Below are 15,374 nucleotides of genomic sequence, written 5' to 3'. Positions count from 1 at the left end.
TGATGGTACCTGTCGTGATGAACAAATTATATAAAGCCGCTTCGGCACTGATGCTCTCTTTAATGATGATTGCTTTTAATGCGCAGGCCGCGGGCGGTATTGCCCTGGGCGCCACGCGTGTTATTTATCCGGCCGACGCGAAACAGACTTCGCTGGCCATCACCAACAGCGATCCGAAAGAACGCTTCCTGGTGAACTCCTGGATTGAAAACGATCTGGGGCAAAAAGAGAAAAGCTTTGTGGTCACGCCGCCGCTGTTTGTCAGTGAGCCTAAAAGCGAAAATACGCTGCGTATTATCTACGCCGGACCAGCGTTGCCAACGGATCGCGAGTCCATTTTCTGGATGAACGTTAAGGCCATTCCTTCCGTGGATAAAAGCAGCGTGGAGGGAAAAAACGTCCTCCAGCTCGCCGTGCTTTCCCGCATCAAGTTGTTCGTGCGCCCTAAAAATCTGCAGATGCAGCCGGAAGATGCCCTCAAGGAGATTCGCTTCGCGCGCAGCGGTCAGTACCTGAAGGTAAGCAATCCTTCGCCTTACTACGTCTCACTGGTCAACCTGAAAATTGGGAATGAAAAACTGCCTAACACCATGGTGGCACCAAAAAATAGCGTGCAGGTCGCTGTGCCATCTGGCGCTCAGGGGGCGGTGAGCTTCCAGACCGTTAACGACTACGGCGCGGTGACCAAAGCACAAGCGGGTGTCATGCAGTAAAGCCGGGCTGGCAAAGGGAAGCAGGTAAATCATGAAGAGTTCAGTCTCGCGTAAGGTTTTTACGCTAGCGCCGCTGACGGCGACCATTGTGGCCTCGCTCTGGCCTGCGTTCGCTGCCGCTGAGAGTTATTTCAACCCGGCATTTTTATCGGACGATACCGCGGCGGTGGCGGATCTGTCTCGTTTCGAAAAAGGCAGCAGCCAGCCGCCGGGCGTTTATCGCGTAGACATCTGGCGCAACGATGAATTTGTTGCCACCGAAGACGTGCATTTTACTGCGACGGAATCGAAGGTTCCTGCTGCTGAAGCCGTGAAGTCCGGCGGGCTGACGGCCTGTCTTGACGTTGACTGGCTCAAACGGCTTGGGCTGAATATGCTGGCGTATCCTGAGCTGGCAAAATATAAGTCCGGCGAGTGCGTACCCGTGACCACGGCGGTGCCGGGCGCTGAAGTGAGCTATGACTTTTCGCGCCTGCGGCTTGATATTAGCCTGCCTCAGGCCTCTTTAATCAACAGTGCCCGCGGCTACATTCCACCGGACCAGTGGGATGAAGGGATCCCTGCGGGGCTGCTGAACTACACCTTTACCGGCAACCGCGGGACTTACAACGACAGCTACTATCTGAACCTGCAAAGCGGCCTGAACCTGGGCCCGTGGCGCCTGCGCAATAACGGCGCCTGGAACTACACCAGCGGCGATGGCCGCCACCAGAATCAGTGGCAGAACATCAGCACCACGCTGCAGCGCTCGATTATTCCGCTCAAGGGCGAGCTGGTCATGGGCGACAGCAACACCGGCAGCGATGTGTTCGACAGCCTCGGATTTCGCGGGGCACGCCTCTATTCTTCGGACAGCATGTACCCGGACAGCCTGCAGGGCTACGCGCCGACCGTGCGCGGGATTGCCCGTACCAATGCCAAAATTATCGTCCGCCAGAATGGCTACGTGATTTATCAGAGCTACGTCTCCCCGGGCGCGTTTGCCATTAGCGACCTTAACCCGACGTCTTCAAGCGGTGACCTTGAGGTTACGGTAGAAGAGAAAGACGGTTCTCTGCAGAAATACACCGTGCCTTATTCCACAGTACCGATGCTGCAACGTGAAGGCCGGTTTAAATATGACGTGGTCATGGGGGATTTCCGCAGCGGGAATAACCAGCAGGATAAACCGTTCTTTACTCAAGGCACGCTGATTGCCGGTCTGCCGAACGGCTATACCGCCTATGGCGGGACACAGCTTGCGGAACGCTATACCGCCGTCGCCTTGGGTGCCGGTAAAAACCTTGGCGAATGGGGGGCGATTTCACTCGATCTTACCCATGCGCGCAGCAAACTTTCAGATGACAGCGAGCATCAGGGGCAGTCGCTGCGCTTCCTGTATGCCAAATCCCTGAGCGGCTACGGGACTAACTTCCAACTGCTTGGCTATCGCTACTCGACGCGCGGTTTTTACACTCTGGATGACGTGGCCTACCGCAACATGGAAGGCTACCAGTATGAGTGGCAAAACAACGACAGTAACCGCCAGGAGCTGGTGGCGACCAGCTATCACAACCTGCGATACAACAAAAAGGGCCGATTTCAGGTCAACATCTCTCAGTCACTGGGAGATTATGGCTCGGTGTATGTTTCCGGCAGTCAGCAAACTTACTGGGGAACCGATCAGGACAACACCTGGTACCAGCTGGGGTACTCCAGCGGCTGGCGCGGGATCAGCTATTCGCTTTCCTGGTCGTGGAGTAAATCCCTCGGCCTGGCAGACACCAACCGTATCGTTGCATTCAACCTTTCAATTCCGTTTAGCACGCTGCTTGGCCACGGTTATTCGCGCGATACGGCGCTGGATCGTGCCTATGCCACGGTGGCCACAAGCCGCAACTCTGACGGCAAAAACAGTTGGCAAACCGGGGTCGGAGGCACGCTTCTGGAAGGCCGCAACCTGAACTACAGCGTCAGTCAGGGGCATACCAGCAATAACGGCTATTCCGGCAGCGCCACCGCCAACTGGCAGGCCACTTACGGCACCCTTGGCCTGGGCTACAACTACGACCGAAACCAGCATGACTTCAACTGGCAGGCTTCCGGCGGTGTGGTAGGCCATGCGGACGGGGTGACCTTTAGCCAGCCGCTGGGTGACACCAATGTGCTGATTAAAGCGCCGGGCGCTTCCGGCGTCAGCATTGAAAACCAGACCGGGGTGAAAACCGACTGGCGCGGCTATGCCGTCATGCCGTATGCCACGGTCTACCGCTACAACCGCGTCGCGCTGGATACCAACACCATGGACAACCATACCGACATTGAAAATAACGTCAGCAGCGTAGTGCCGACGGAGGGGGCGCTGGTTCGTGCCACCTTCGATGCGCGTATCGGCGTGCGCGCCATCATCACCGTTAAACGCGGCGATCGTCCGGTGCCGTTTGGTTCTGTGGTACGTGAAGAGCAAAGCGGTGTGACCAGCATGGCCGGTGATGACGGGCAGATTTACCTCAGCGGCCTGCCGCTGAAGGGCAAGCTGCTGATCCAATGGGGCGACGGGAAGGGTTCCCAGTGCCGCGCCAACTATTCCCTGCCGGAAGAGAGCCTGAAGCAGGCTGTCGTCATGGCGACCGCTACGTGTTCATAGCGTGCGGAGAGATTCAGGAAGATGACAATGAAACTGAACAATGCGATCGCCGGCGGCCTGCTGCTGGCCTGCGCCGGCCCCGCTGCAGCGACGGTTTGCTCGAATGAAAACGGCATTCCGACGGATATTGCTTATGATTTATCTGACAAATTTAATAGCAGCAATAACAATGTCGGACAGATAGTTACCCTGTCCGAAAAATCAGGCCTGATTGGCGTGAATGCGATTTGCCCGAAGGGGACGTCGGGGACTACCACCAAGCGTAGCTACGTGACAGATTTACCCATTCAGGAAGTGGTGGGTAGCTATAAATACCTGAAAATAAACGATTACCTTAATGGGGCAATGAAAATCAACGACAGCTATGCCGGTGATTTTTATCCGCCTGTAAATTACATGCAGATGGGCTCGCACCCTAACGTGTCGAAGAATAAGCCTTTTGGCGTCACAGACTCAAAACTGGTTTTTCGTCTTAAAGTCACCCGCCGTTTTATCAATATGGTGCCGATTCCACGGCAGACGATGTTCCGTGTCTACGTGACGACGACCACCGCCGATCCGTTAAGTACGGTGGTTTACACCATCAGCTATAGCGGAAAAGTTGAAGTGCCGCAGACCTGTGAGATCAATGCCGGGCAGGTGGTGGAGTTTGATTTTGGCAGCATCGGAGCATCGTTATTCAGCCAGGCCGGGGCCGGCAACCGCCCGCAAAGCGTGACGCCGCAAAGCAAAACGGTGGGCATCAAATGCACCAATATCGATGCCCAGGCTTACCTCACGCTGCGCCTTGAGGCCGAGAAGAGCAGCGGCAACATGATGGTGTCCGATAACAGCGATCTGGGTTTTATCGTGGCGAACGCCAGCGGTACGCCGCTGACGCCAAACAACCTCGGCAGCAAGATTAATTTCCAGCTTGATGACACCGCGGCGGCCAGAGTGGGGATTCGCGCCTGGCCGGTCAGCGTCACGGGTGCCAAACCGAAGGAAGGGCCGTTCACGGCCCGTGGCTATCTGCGTGTTGATTTCGATTAAGGGGGCCAGATGAATAAATGTTTCCTGAGCGCGCTGGCGCTGGTCCCGTTAGTGTTACTGTCCTCGGCGAGAGCGGCGTCTCCGCTAGGTGAGATCAACGTTGAGTTGCGGGGAAATATCGTGGATTACACCTGCGTTGTGGAAACGGGGGGCGACAACAAGACCGTGAAGCTGGGCTCGTGGCCAACCAAACAGCTGCGTACCGCCGGGAGTACCACTCAGGCAATGCCGTTCAACCTAAAACTTACCGGCTGCCCGCCGAGCGGCACCGCATCCATTACTTTCAATGGAAAGAGCACCGGGACGGGATTGCTGGCGCTAAACGCTGCCAGTACGGCTAAGAACGTAGCCATTGAGCTCCTCAATGAGGATAAATCCCGATTGTTGCTGAATAATGCCAGTAAAACGATGCAGGTTGATGCTAACGGGGATGTCACGCTGAAGTTCTGGGCCAACTACATTGCTACGGCGGACAACGCGGATGCCGGGCTGGCCAATGCGGATGCGACGTTTCTGATTAGCTATAACTAAAAATATCTTAATGATTCCAGAAAATAACCGGGAGAAGTTTTCCCGGTATTTCCGCTTCCAGTGCGTGAGGGTCCTTTATAGCAGTTCATGCACCTTGGCATAGTCAATCAGCTCGACGATGGAAGTGAGTCCGAGTTTAGAGAATATATTAGCTTTATGTGCGCTAATGGTTTTATTACTTAGCAATAGTTGCTCAGCAATCTCTTTATTCGATAGGCCATTTGCCAAATAGCGTAAGACGGTGACTTCGCGATTGGATAACGGCATATCGTCCATTGTACCCCGACGAGATTTATGGCTGCTGATAAAATGCAGCGTCTCCGAAGGGAAAAAAGAGTAGCCCGAAAGCAACATTTCAACCGCGTTAAATATATCTTCCTGTTCCTTACGTTTGCTAACAAATCCGTTGGCACCAGCCTGAATGGCGCGTCCAGCGTAAAAAGATTCAGATTTTGACGACAGGAAAAGAATCTTAGTGTTTTCCTGTATTCCTTTGATTCTTTTGAGTAATGTGAAGCCGTCGGTGTTGGGGAGTTCAATATCAAGAATCACCAGATCGACCGGATTCGCTCGCATATAGTCGATAACTTCCCGACCATCATCTGTTTTTAAAACAACGTTAATATCTTTATTTTTCTGGAGCAGCACTTCTATCGACATTCTGACAATAGGGTGTTCGTCCATAATGATTACGGATGCCGGTTTCATTTTTTTTGCCTCGATTGTTTGATAAAAACATCGCGTTGACACAGCGTCAATGGCAGCGAAAGTGATAAACAGTGAGTTGGCGGTTGCCGGTCTTTATGCGGGAACCTCCTTGTTTGTTTTAAAACTTATCCTTTTTTTAAATTTGTTATTCATGGCGGAGAGCTGCTGCCTAAATAACTTCACATTTAAACGTTATAAATGCCCTGGCAAATATAAATATGTGATGAGGTGATTATACAGCGCAGTTTTTGTGGGAAAAGTCTGATGTGTCTGAGGATAATCTGAGTCAATACGAAATGCTGTGTAGTTAATGACCCTTTTTCTAAATTGAATTAACTAACCTAAATTTTAAGTTAGGATGGTTTGAAAGACTTTTTATTGCAGAAAAAATGACATTTAGTTCTGATTGTTGTTAATTTGTTTTGGATCAAAAAGTGCTGAATGGCGTCATAGCGGAAGAATTGCTTCCAGGAATAGTTGTAATTGTTATTATTTTGTATGTTTTTAACCCAAATCAAACATAAAAATTAAGTAAATTCTTAAAATATCTTACCACTCAGTAGGTTAGTTCGAAGGCCGATGTACGTTATTTGCAACAGAAATTTCATGAATCAGATGCAGCAGTTTGCTGCGCTTATCAAGCGCCAGTCGGGCCAGCAAAACGTTGAAGCGGTAAACGACGTAATGATAGGGTTTCTCCAGAAAAAGGGCGATAGATTTCAATGACTCTCCGCGACTTAGCGCCAACAAAATTGCCCATTCTCTAATGGAAAAACCGGGTGTCTCGTACCGCGTGGTCAAATGAGAGTCGCTGCAGCTGAGCGCCTGTTTCAGTTTATCCGGCGGCAGGCGACGTTCTACAAGCTTGCAGTCAACTGCCAGCAGAATAAATCGCATCACTTCAGGCTTTCGCAGCGCGCTGAGCAGCGTAATTTGGGGCTGTGGCGTGGTGATTGTTTGTTGGCGAATTGCCTGTAGCACTTCAAGCGTCGGTGTTTCCAGGCTGTCGAGGTCGATTATCAGACGAGGTACAGGAGAAAGTGTCTGATGCGCGATAACGTCATCCAGAGAAGCGGAAACCGGAATGTTAAGGTGCTGGAAAAGGCTGCCGGTGATTGCGCTGCTGAGAAAGCTATCGGCAGAAATCAGGATGGCGTCGGGCTTCTTTGGTTTTTGTCCCCCAATCAATTGCTGTTGAAGATATTCGAGTCGATCAAAAAAAAGCGGCGCGGTGTAGTTGGAGGGGTTTAGAAAATAATCAGTCCGACTACGACGGTGTTTATTTCGCCTCATAGCTGCGCACATAAGCCTCCTCACAATGACAATGTATCAGAGAGCAGCCGGCGTTTATGCGGCCATAGGTAGCCCTGTCCAAGGCTGGCGCCAGACTGGTGAGCGAGCTCGAGATGTTGTGTGTCTTCGATACCTTCACTGACAACCTGAGGCGATATATCTGCGCATTGTGCAACCAATTGCCGAAGTGCCCGGCGGTTTTTGCTGAGCGTCCAAAATGCGTGTTTATCAATTTTTACTCCGCCGACATCAATGGCGGTGTGGTTAAAGCTTGCAATACAGGCATCGGTAAGGTCATCAAGCCATACCGAAATCTTGCGTTGTTGTAACAGCTTAATTCGCTCACACAGGCAAAGCTGATGCTGCCTGGAGCACGTACCAAAAAGTGGGGCATCCTGTATCTCAATTGTTATCCATGATTCACAAACATCAAGCAGCAGAGTGAATAGCCGATCGTCAATCAGCGCCATTAGGGGAAGGTTAAGGCAGTATTCGCCTGGTTCTTGCAGGGACTTCAGCAGGCCAGCTTGATGGCAGAAAAGTGCCATGCTTTCGGAAACCGGCAGGTGTGCAAAGAAATCGTCAGCGTCGCTCGATGGCGATAGCTGACTGAGTACTTCATGACTAATAACGTGTCCACTAAATAAATTAACAATCGGTTCCAGGCGGAAACCGGATATATGCTGGTTAACAGATAATAAAATGTTATCACTAGAAATATTTATCATTATTTTGTCGCTAATTGTGACAATTATTGCTGAATTGCTGATCGATCAATGACCTGCGAGAAAGAGGCGGTGTACTGTCAGCAGATTTGAAGATTATTCTGAGCGTATTCTCTCAGCGCCACGAATGGGTGAATAGCAGGGATGGCTTATTCCAGGTTGCGAAAATTCGCAACCCTGAAGTGTGAAGGGAGTATTTTTTTTATAATTAAGAGTAATTCCCTGGCATAATAAGAAAATACTTAATAAATAGATTCAATCCAGCAAGAAAGGTAAATTGAGTTTGATATAATTCATGAGTTTATATTGGCTCTTGATATTAAGTTTTTTCATAATCGACAGTCGTTTATCCCGCGCCGCATTTTCATCAATGTGCATAATAAAGGCGGCGTCAATCAGTGAGTAACCGCAGGCCATCAGCTTCAGCAACTCTCGCTCCTGCATGTTGAAATGCCGCGTTGTGCAGTAGTGGCAAATAGATGTAGGCACCGGTAGGGTGTTTTTTTTGCGCCGTTCGGGGTCTACCCACGGCGCCAGCTTGAGCCTGACATCCTCGACCTCATCCTCACGGTAAATAGACGGCAGCATATACAGGCAGGGGCGAAACATCAGGTTTTCCTGGTCCTGCTTTTTGCAGATAAGGATCACCCGCTGATGGCGTGTCGTCTGCGGTATTTTGTAGCAGTTGGCGGTTGACCAGTTGTCATCGAGTGCGAAAAAAACCAGATCCGCGACATCCTGGTGCGCCAACGGTAGGAAATGATAAGTCTCGCTAAACTGATGGCAGAGCTGCTGGATAATAATTTTAATGCCATTTGCAAAATGGCTATTTTTTTCACAGATAGCAACGGTAAGCATGCCTTCCTCCGGGCTGGTTGACTATTAAAAAAATGATAGTGAAAAAAACTCGGGTTATGAATGTGTTACGACTTAACCCCGCAGGCGTGGAGGATGAATTATTGCCAGGCCATTTCCTGGGAGTAGCAGAAAAAACGGCAAAAAAACGCTTTGGGTAAAGTTTTCTGCTGTTACGCCGATGATTAAGACTTGTCTTACAGGGAATGAGAAGCAATGTTAAACCGTATCAAAATCGTTACTAGCTTACTGGTCGTCCTGGGGCTGTTTGGCATTTTGCAGATAGCTTCCGGTGGGTTGTTCTTCAATGCGCTGAAGCAGGACAAAGAAAATTTCACCGTTTTACAAACCATTCGTCAGCAGCAGTCAACGCTGAACGGCAGCTGGGTGGCGCTGCTGCAAACCCGTAATACCCTCAACCGCGCCGGCATTCGCTACATGATGGATGCCAATAAAATTGGCAGTGGCGCAACCGTTGAAGAGCTCATGGCGATTGCCAGCACTTCGCTGAAACAGGCCGAGGTGGAGTGGGCAGCATATGAAGCTTTACCGCGCGACCCACGTCAAAGCGACGCGGCCGCACAGGAAATTAAGCGCAACTATGATATTTATCACGGCGCGCTGGCGGAGCTGATTCAACTGCTCGGAGCGGGAAAAATTAATGAATTCTTCGATCAGCCAACCCAGGGGTATCAGGACGGCTTTGAGAAGCAATACGTTAACTATCTGCAGCAAAACGACCACCTGTATCAGGAAGCGGTCGACAGCAGCAACAGCTCCTACAGCATGGCGATTTGGATCCTGATTGGCGTCCTGATTGTGGTGCTGGTGGTGATCCTTGTGGTCTGGCAGGGGATCCGCACCACGCTTATCTCTCCGCTGAATCGCCTGATCGAAAGTATTCGCCATATTGCCAGCGGCGATCTGGTGCGCAAGATCGACGTGGAAGGCACCAACGAAATGGGGCAACTGGCCGAAAATCTGCGCCATATGCAAAGCGAGTTGGTTATTACCGTGGGCGAGGTCCGCAACGGCGCGAATGCGATTTATAGCGGTGCCAGCGAGATTTCCATCGGCAATAACGACCTCTCTTCTCGTACCGAACAACAGGCAGCTTCGCTTGAGGAAACGGCCGCGAGCATGGAGCAACTGACTGCCACGGTTAAACAGAATGCTGAAAACGCTCGCCAGGCCAGCCAGCTGGCGCTGAGCGCTTCTGAAACCGCACAGCGCGGCGGCAAAGTCGTGGACAATGTGGTGCATACCATGAGCGAAATTGCCGGTAGCTCGCAGAAAATTGCCGACATTATTAGCGTGATTGACGGGATAGCCTTCCAGACCAACATTCTGGCCCTTAACGCTGCCGTTGAAGCTGCCCGTGCGGGTGAGCAGGGGCGTGGTTTTGCCGTGGTAGCCGGGGAAGTGCGTAACCTGGCACAGCGCAGTGCTCAGGCCGCGAAAGAGATCAAAACCCTGATTGAGGACTCGGTCAGCAAGGTTGATACCGGTTCGACGCTGGTTGAAAGCGCCGGGGAAACCATGGGGGAAATCGTTAATGCGGTTACCCGGGTGACCGATATCATGGGAGAGATTGCCTCTGCCTCGGACGAGCAAAGCCGCGGTATCGATCAGGTTGGGCTGGCGGTTGCAGAAATGGACCGTGTCACTCAGCAGAACGCCGCGCTGGTGGAGGAGTCTGCCGCCGCCGCCGCTGCGCTGGAAGAACAGGCCAGCCGACTCACGCAGTCCGTTTCCGTATTCCGTATCGCTCAGGAACGCCAGGCCAAAGCTCAGACCGCTGCGCCGAAGGTTGCCGCGACGACCGCTGCACCGCGTAAAGCCGTGGCCGCAGCGTCTGACGATAACTGGGAAACCTTCTGATTTAACGTCGTTAAATCCACCACGGCGGCCTGTGCTGCCGTGGTTATTTATAAACAAACTCGTAGTTCACAATATAAGAGCCAAGTTTGTTCACCCTCGCCGTGACCCACACGGCATCCATGCCTTGTCTTCGCTCCACAAGCAATGCCGCTTTGCTGGTGCAAAGTTCCTTCCATCTGTCGGTATTGGTGTCTTTAATCCACAGTCCTGCTTCGCAGTGGCCGCTTTTGCCTCTGGCCGGACCTGGAAACTCGACGTCATATTCAGAGAGGTAGCCGATTGTTTTATCGGGGAAGAGATAAACATAAACATCCGCGCTGTTTAATACCAGGACGGTGAACACCGCTGAGTAGCCGAAAAACTTTTCACCTAAATATTTAAGCTTTTTTGTTGAGGGCAGGTGTCGCAGCGAGCCGAGTGTCAATATCAGGCCCATGGAGAACCCAAAGCCGAGGTAAATTCGAAGCTCAGGAAAGTCCTTTACTAAAACGGTGTAGTGGGAAATAGACGTAGCCCAAAGCATGTACCACATGATGGCGATAAAAAAAGACATGAAGACGGCTGTGACCACGAAATTTTTAGAAAAAATATAGCTAAGCAACGTATTTATTTTGCTTTTGACGTCCATGTACAAGATGCACCCAGCCTGTCTGTTTTAACGAGGTTTGATTATTGTCGGCTGTATTTTTTGAGTCTTGAGTCAATCAAGATGAGTCCCCTCGCCGGGCAGACGAGGGGGGGAGATATTACTCGGCGTCTTTCGGGGCTTCGCGGTTTTCCAGTTCGGTCAGACGCTGCTCCAGCAGAGCCAGTTTCTCGCGGGTACGCAGCAATACCTGAGTTTGCACGTCAAACTCCTCGCGGCTCACCAGGTCAAGGCGGGTCAACTGAGACTGGAGGACCTGGCGTACTTTCTTCTCCACATCATCCCCGAATTCACGAATCCCTTTCGGCATTGACTCATGGACCTGGCGGGCGATTTGTTCAATTTTTTTCGGGTCAATCATAGTGGCTTCCATTATCTGGCGGGTTATAGGGCTAATTGTAATGCCTGATTGCCAGGGGATAAACTGGAAATGTTGCCTGTGTAATCGTTGCCCACAAAAATGATTAGCGCTATAGTGAACCTGCTTATTCTCAGGGCGGGGCGAAACTCCCCACCGGCGGTAAATCAGCGAACGCTGAAAGCCCGCGAGCGCTTCAGGCTATGCCTGAAGGTCAGCAGATCCGGTGTAATTCCGGGGCCGACGGTTAAAGTCCGGATGGGAGAGAGTAACGATCACGTCAGGCCCTGGCCTGCCCGCGTTATTTTTTTAGCTCCTAAGACTGCCCTGATTCTGGTAACCATAATATTAATGAGGTTGTTATTACCATGAATCAGACGCTACTTTCTGTATTTGGCACCCCGACTGAGCGCGTTGAGCGTGCTCTTGATGCGCTTCGCGAAGGCCGTGGCGCCATGGTTCTCGACGACGAAAATCGTGAGAACGAAGGCGATATGATCTTCCCGGCTGAAACCATGACCGTTGAGCAAATGGCGCTGACCATTCGCCACGGCAGCGGTATTGTCTGTCTGTGCCTGACCGACGAACGCCGTAAACAGCTCGAACTGCCGATGATGGTCGAAAACAACACCAGTGCTTTCGGCACCGGGTTTACTGTGACTATCGAAGCCGCGCACGGCGTGACAACCGGCGTTTCTGCAGCCGACCGTTTGACCACTGTGCGCGCGGCAATTGCCGATGACGCTAAGCCGAGCGACCTGCACCGTCCTGGCCACGTTTTCCCGCTGCGTGCGCAGCCGGGGGGCGTGTTAACTCGTGGCGGCCATACCGAAGCGACAATCGATCTGGTTTCTCTGGCGGGTTTCAAACCTGCAGGAGTCTTGTGTGAGTTGACCAACGACGACGGCACCATGGCGCGCGCGCCGGAGTGCATCGAGTTTGCCCGTAAACACAATATGGCGGTTGTTACCATCGAAGATCTGGTGGAATATCGTCAGGCGCAAGCGCGTAAAGCTAGCTAAAAAAGTAGAGCCCGGTCGGCACGATCGGGCTTTTGTTGTTCACTCCCACCTCGCTGTTTTTCGTCTTTTCTGACCTGTTCAAAATTTCTGATGATCATCATCATGCTTATCTGAGTTCTTCCCACAAAAATTGGGCGTAATCTGTGTTCATTAAATCTTAGCCATTTAAGGACACCATCATGACAACCCCACGTATGCCCGCGCTGTTTCTAGGCCACGGTAGCCCGATGAACGTGCTGGAAGATAACCGCTATACCCGTGCCTGGGCTCAGCTCGGCGAAACGCTGCCGCGGCCAAAAGCGATTGTGGTGGTGTCAGCCCACTGGTTCACCCGCGGGACGGGCGTAACCGCGATGGAGGCGCCGAAGACGATTCACGACTTTGGCGGTTTCCCGCAGGCGCTGTATGACACACATTACCCGGCTCCCGGCTCGCCTGAACTGGCGCAGCAGCTGGTTGATCTGCTGGCACCGACGCCTGTGGCGTTAGATAAAGAAGCATGGGGCTTTGACCACGGTTCCTGGGGCGTGCTGATCAAGATGTACCCGAATGCGGATATCCCGATGGTGCAGTTGAGTATCGACAGCACCAAACCGGCAGCCTGGCATCTGGAGACCGGCCGTAAACTGGCTACGCTGCGCGACCAGGGCATCATGTTGGTGGCGAGCGGTAACGTCGTGCATAACCTGCGAACTGCGCGCTGGCACGGTGAAAATACGCCTTATCCATGGGCCGAGTCGTTTAACGATTACGTAAAAGCGAACCTGACCTGGCAAGGGCCAGCGGAGCAGCATCCGCTGGTGAACTATCTCAGTCATGAAGGCGGTTCACTGTCTAACCCGACGGCGGAACATTTCCTGCCGCTGCTGTATGTGCTGGGCGCGTGGGACGGCAAAGAGCCGGTGACGATCCCGGTCGACGGGATTGAAATGGGATCGCTGAGTATGCTGTCGGTTGTGGTGGGATAAAAAAAAGCGCCCGATGGGCGCTTTTTTAATGCTTTATTCCACAAAGATATGCGGATAGAAGCGGGAAAGATCCTGCGTAATAAGCTCGCGATCCTCGCGGATGCCGATCCCGGCAGGCAGATCGTTGATGAGCCAGCTACCAATCAGCGTATAACTGTCGCCGAATTTAGGAAGCGGGTAGAACTGTTGGACTATCATACCTTCTTCGCCGTACGGCCCGTCAACGCGCGCGATCTCCTGCCCATTCTCGATGATCTTCACATTGGCGCCTTCCCGGGAGAAGATCGGCTTCACGACGTATTTTTCCATCGGCGGGAAGTTATCTTCGGCGAAATAAGCCGGCAGCAGATTAGGGTGGTCCGGGAACATCTCCCATAGCATAGGTAGCAGGGCTTTATTGGAGATAATGCTTTTCCAGGCCGGCTCTAACCAGCGTACACCTGCATCTTCCAGCTTGGTAGAGAACATTTCACGCAGCATGAATTCCCACGGGTAGAGCTTGAACAGGTTACTGATAACCTGATCCTGCAGGTCGGTAAACTGACCTTTCTCGCCGAGGCCAATCTCCTCAATAAAGAGGAATTCGCTGGCGACCTCTGATTCGGCGGCGCAGTCCTGCAGATATTGCACTGTGCCGCGATCTTCTACCGTGTCCTGGCAGCAGGCAAAGTGCAGCAGATTGAAGCCATGCTGCTGCTTGAGTTCGGCAAAGCGCTCAATCAGCTTTTCCTGCAGGCTGTTGAACTGGTCTGCGCCTTCGGGCAGGTTGCCCGCCGCGACCTGATCTTCAAGCCAGATCCACTGGAAAAAAGCCGCTTCGTAGAGCGATGTTGGCGTATCAGCGTTGTTTTCAAGCAGCTTGGGTTCACCCACGCCATCCCACGCCAGATCCAGGCGGGAATAAAGGGAGGGCTGCTGGCTACGCCATGACTGGCGAACAAATTCCCAGGTGTGTTTCGGAATGCGGAAACGGGTCATCAGCTCGTCGCTGGCCACCACCTTTTCCACGACCTTGAGACACATTTGATGCAGCTCGGCGGTCACCTCTTCCAGGCGTTCAACCTGAGCCAGCGTGAGCTTGTAATAGGCGTCTTCACACCAGTACGGCTCCCCGTACATGGTGTGGAAATTGAAGCCGTATTCCGTGGCTTTTTCACGCCAGTCAGGGCGCTCAACGATAGAAACTCTTTCCATGATTGATTAGCCACCCATCGAACGGCTGGTGCCGGAGGCGGCGCTGCTGCGCTGCATGGTGGACTGCTTAGCAACTGACTCACCAAAGCCACCACGGGTAACCGTTGAGGTTGTGGCGGGTTTTGGCGCCATTGCGCTTTTCGGAACGGTCGTGGTCCGGCCTGGGGTAGCCGCGCCGTAGCTCTTACCGCTGGCATCGGCGTACTTGCCGTAAGCAGGGCTAGCCGGGTTTTTCGAGGTGAACAGCGGCTGCTGCGCAAAGCCCGCGCCGCCGCTCATCAGGCGACCCATCATATAGCCCGCCATCAGCGGCATCCAGAAGCTGCCGCTTTGCTGAGGCTGCGCCTGAGCCTGGCTTTCGCCCGCAAGGCTTGCCTGAGCAGGTGCCTGCTGGCACTGGCCTTCGCCAAACTCGGCGACGCAGGCTTCACGGGAAGCGTACTTCGGTGCCGTGCGCTCGGCTTCTTTCAGGGCGTTGTTATAGGCGGTGGTACATTCCGCGCTTTTGCTCGGGTTTGCCTGCGAGCAGTCGTCCGCGTTTTGATACATTGAGACGGTTTCGTCGCTTTGTTCACAGCCGGCCAGCATAAAGACGGCGGTGACAGCCAACGCCACCGGCGTTAAATGGCGTGCGTTCCAGCTTTTGCGGAACGATGAATGATTTATATTTTTTGTCCGTTTCATTTAATCAGTCCTGAGCCCAGTAGGTTTGGTGCTAAGGATAGGGGATGAACGGTTGAAATTGAAGCGATGTTGGCCTGTTGGCAGGGGATCTTTACGTTGCCTTACGTTCAAACGTGAGACAGAAAAAAAGGGACGTGA

General features: G+C 52.5%; 16 protein-coding genes. 8 read left to right on the top strand and 8 right to left on the bottom strand.

The window, feature by feature from the left end; genetic code table 11:
- The first annotated feature begins 17 nt into the window (after positions 1-17).
- Genes VW41_20525 through fimF form a run of 4 tightly spaced genes read left to right on the top strand, consistent with a single transcriptional unit; the run spans position 18 to position 4,902 of the window.
- Positions 18-713, top strand: a complete 696-nt coding sequence (locus VW41_20525; GenBank protein ID AJZ92033.1) for a fimbrial chaperone protein FimC — start codon at positions 18-20, stop codon at positions 711-713.
- A 31-nt stretch (positions 714-744) separates the two neighbouring features.
- Positions 745-3,339 carry a fimbrial protein gene (locus VW41_20520; GenBank protein ID AJZ91235.1) on the top strand — a complete coding sequence of 865 codons (2,595 nt, stop codon included), beginning with the start codon at positions 745-747 and terminating at the stop codon, positions 3,337-3,339.
- 27 nt (positions 3,340-3,366) lie between these two features.
- The gene (fimH, locus tag VW41_20515) at positions 3,367-4,371 is read left to right on the top strand and encodes an adhesin (GenBank protein ID AJZ91234.1); all 1,005 of its coding nucleotides are present in this window, start codon (positions 3,367-3,369) and stop codon (positions 4,369-4,371) included.
- Between the two features lie 9 nt (positions 4,372-4,380).
- On the top strand, positions 4,381-4,902 hold the full coding sequence (gene fimF, locus VW41_20510; protein ID AJZ91233.1) for an adhesin: 522 nt from the start codon (positions 4,381-4,383) through the stop codon (positions 4,900-4,902).
- A 75-nt stretch (positions 4,903-4,977) separates the two neighbouring features.
- Here fimF and VW41_20505 read toward each other — a convergent pair whose 3' ends face one another.
- From VW41_20505 to VW41_20490, 4 genes are all read right to left on the bottom strand, one after another.
- Entirely contained in the window at positions 4,978-5,610 is a 633-nt protein-coding gene (locus VW41_20505) for a fimbriae Z protein (protein AJZ91232.1), read from the bottom strand.
- A gap of 564 nt (positions 5,611-6,174) precedes the next feature.
- Positions 6,175-6,915, bottom strand: a complete 741-nt coding sequence (locus VW41_20500) for a hypothetical protein (protein ID AJZ91231.1) — start codon at positions 6,913-6,915, stop codon at positions 6,175-6,177.
- A gap of 8 nt (positions 6,916-6,923) precedes the next feature.
- Entirely contained in the window at positions 6,924-7,631 is a 708-nt protein-coding gene (locus VW41_20495) for a diguanylate phosphodiesterase (GenBank protein ID AJZ91230.1), read from the bottom strand.
- Positions 7,632-7,883: 252 nt separating this feature from the next.
- Entirely contained in the window at positions 7,884-8,486 is a 603-nt protein-coding gene (locus tag VW41_20490; GenBank protein AJZ91229.1) for a fimbriae regulatory protein FimW, read from the bottom strand.
- 213 nt (positions 8,487-8,699) lie between these two features.
- On the opposite strand from VW41_20490, the gene VW41_20485 reads away from it, so the two are divergent.
- Positions 8,700-10,364 (top strand): chemotaxis protein, encoded by a 1,665-nt coding sequence (locus tag VW41_20485; GenBank protein AJZ91228.1) that lies wholly within the window; start codon positions 8,700-8,702, stop codon positions 10,362-10,364.
- 43 nt (positions 10,365-10,407) lie between these two features.
- Here VW41_20485 and VW41_20480 read toward each other — a convergent pair whose 3' ends face one another.
- Both VW41_20480 and VW41_20475 read right to left on the bottom strand, forming a co-directional pair.
- The gene (locus VW41_20480; GenBank protein ID AJZ91227.1) at positions 10,408-10,992 is read right to left on the bottom strand and encodes a membrane protein; all 585 of its coding nucleotides are present in this window, start codon (positions 10,990-10,992) and stop codon (positions 10,408-10,410) included.
- Between the two features lie 118 nt (positions 10,993-11,110).
- The gene (locus tag VW41_20475) at positions 11,111-11,371 is read right to left on the bottom strand and encodes a hypothetical protein (protein AJZ91226.1); all 261 of its coding nucleotides are present in this window, start codon (positions 11,369-11,371) and stop codon (positions 11,111-11,113) included.
- A gap of 99 nt (positions 11,372-11,470) precedes the next feature.
- Between VW41_20475 and VW41_20470 the strand changes: the two genes are divergently transcribed.
- The 3 genes from VW41_20470 (at position 11,471) to VW41_20460 (ending at position 13,358) form a co-directional block, all read left to right on the top strand.
- Positions 11,471-11,740: a hypothetical protein gene (locus VW41_20470; GenBank protein ID AJZ91225.1), complete on the top strand. Its 270-nt coding sequence runs from the start codon at positions 11,471-11,473 to the stop codon at positions 11,738-11,740.
- Positions 11,737-12,390 (top strand): 3,4-dihydroxy-2-butanone 4-phosphate synthase, encoded by a 654-nt coding sequence (gene ribB / locus VW41_20465; protein ID AJZ91224.1) that lies wholly within the window; start codon positions 11,737-11,739, stop codon positions 12,388-12,390. Before VW41_20470 ends, ribB begins: the two co-directional genes overlap by 4 nt.
- 179 nt (positions 12,391-12,569) lie before the next feature.
- Positions 12,570-13,358, top strand: coding sequence for a dioxygenase (locus VW41_20460; protein ID AJZ91223.1), 789 nt, complete (start codon positions 12,570-12,572; stop codon positions 13,356-13,358).
- Between the two features lie 33 nt (positions 13,359-13,391).
- Here VW41_20460 and VW41_20455 read toward each other — a convergent pair whose 3' ends face one another.
- A complete protein-coding gene (locus tag VW41_20455; protein AJZ91222.1) occupies positions 13,392-14,552 on the bottom strand; it encodes a hypothetical protein in 1,161 nt (386 codons plus the stop codon).
- Positions 14,553-14,558: 6 nt separating this feature from the next.
- Entirely contained in the window at positions 14,559-15,236 is a 678-nt protein-coding gene (locus VW41_20450) for a hypothetical protein (protein ID AJZ91221.1), read from the bottom strand.
- Positions 15,237-15,374 lie beyond the last annotated feature (138 nt).

The organism is Klebsiella michiganensis, from assembly GCA_000963575.1.
Taxonomy (GTDB): Bacteria; Pseudomonadota; Gammaproteobacteria; order Enterobacterales; family Enterobacteriaceae; genus Cedecea; species Cedecea michiganensis_A.
Note: the sequence above shows the minus strand (reverse complement) of the source record. Positions and strands in the feature narration are given on the sequence as shown.

Bases quoted from the DNA above. Each gene is read 5' to 3' on its own strand.
- VW41_20525 (AJZ92033.1), top strand. From the start codon at position 18: ATGAACAAATTATATAAAGCCGCTTCGGCACTGATGCTCTCTTTAATG.
- VW41_20520 (AJZ91235.1), top strand. From the start codon at position 745: ATGAAGAGTTCAGTCTCGCGTAAGGTTTTTACGCTAGCGCCGCTGACG.
- fimH (AJZ91234.1), top strand. From the start codon at position 3,367: ATGAAACTGAACAATGCGATCGCCGGCGGCCTGCTGCTGGCCTGCGCC.
- fimF (AJZ91233.1), top strand. From the start codon at position 4,381: ATGAATAAATGTTTCCTGAGCGCGCTGGCGCTGGTCCCGTTAGTGTTA.
- VW41_20505 (AJZ91232.1), bottom strand. From the start codon at position 5,610: ATGAAACCGGCATCCGTAATCATTATGGACGAACACCCTATTGTCAGA.
- VW41_20500 (AJZ91231.1), bottom strand. From the start codon at position 6,915: ATGTGCGCAGCTATGAGGCGAAATAAACACCGTCGTAGTCGGACTGAT.
- VW41_20495 (AJZ91230.1), bottom strand. From the start codon at position 7,631: ATGATAAATATTTCTAGTGATAACATTTTATTATCTGTTAACCAGCAT.
- VW41_20490 (AJZ91229.1), bottom strand. From the start codon at position 8,486: ATGCTTACCGTTGCTATCTGTGAAAAAAATAGCCATTTTGCAAATGGC.
- VW41_20485 (AJZ91228.1), top strand. From the start codon at position 8,700: ATGTTAAACCGTATCAAAATCGTTACTAGCTTACTGGTCGTCCTGGGG.
- VW41_20480 (AJZ91227.1), bottom strand. From the start codon at position 10,992: ATGGACGTCAAAAGCAAAATAAATACGTTGCTTAGCTATATTTTTTCT.
- VW41_20475 (AJZ91226.1), bottom strand. From the start codon at position 11,371: ATGATTGACCCGAAAAAAATTGAACAAATCGCCCGCCAGGTCCATGAG.
- VW41_20470 (AJZ91225.1), top strand. From the start codon at position 11,471: ATGATTAGCGCTATAGTGAACCTGCTTATTCTCAGGGCGGGGCGAAAC.
- ribB (AJZ91224.1), top strand. From the start codon at position 11,737: ATGAATCAGACGCTACTTTCTGTATTTGGCACCCCGACTGAGCGCGTT.
- VW41_20460 (AJZ91223.1), top strand. From the start codon at position 12,570: ATGACAACCCCACGTATGCCCGCGCTGTTTCTAGGCCACGGTAGCCCG.
- VW41_20455 (AJZ91222.1), bottom strand. From the start codon at position 14,552: ATGGAAAGAGTTTCTATCGTTGAGCGCCCTGACTGGCGTGAAAAAGCC.
- VW41_20450 (AJZ91221.1), bottom strand. From the start codon at position 15,236: ATGAAACGGACAAAAAATATAAATCATTCATCGTTCCGCAAAAGCTGG.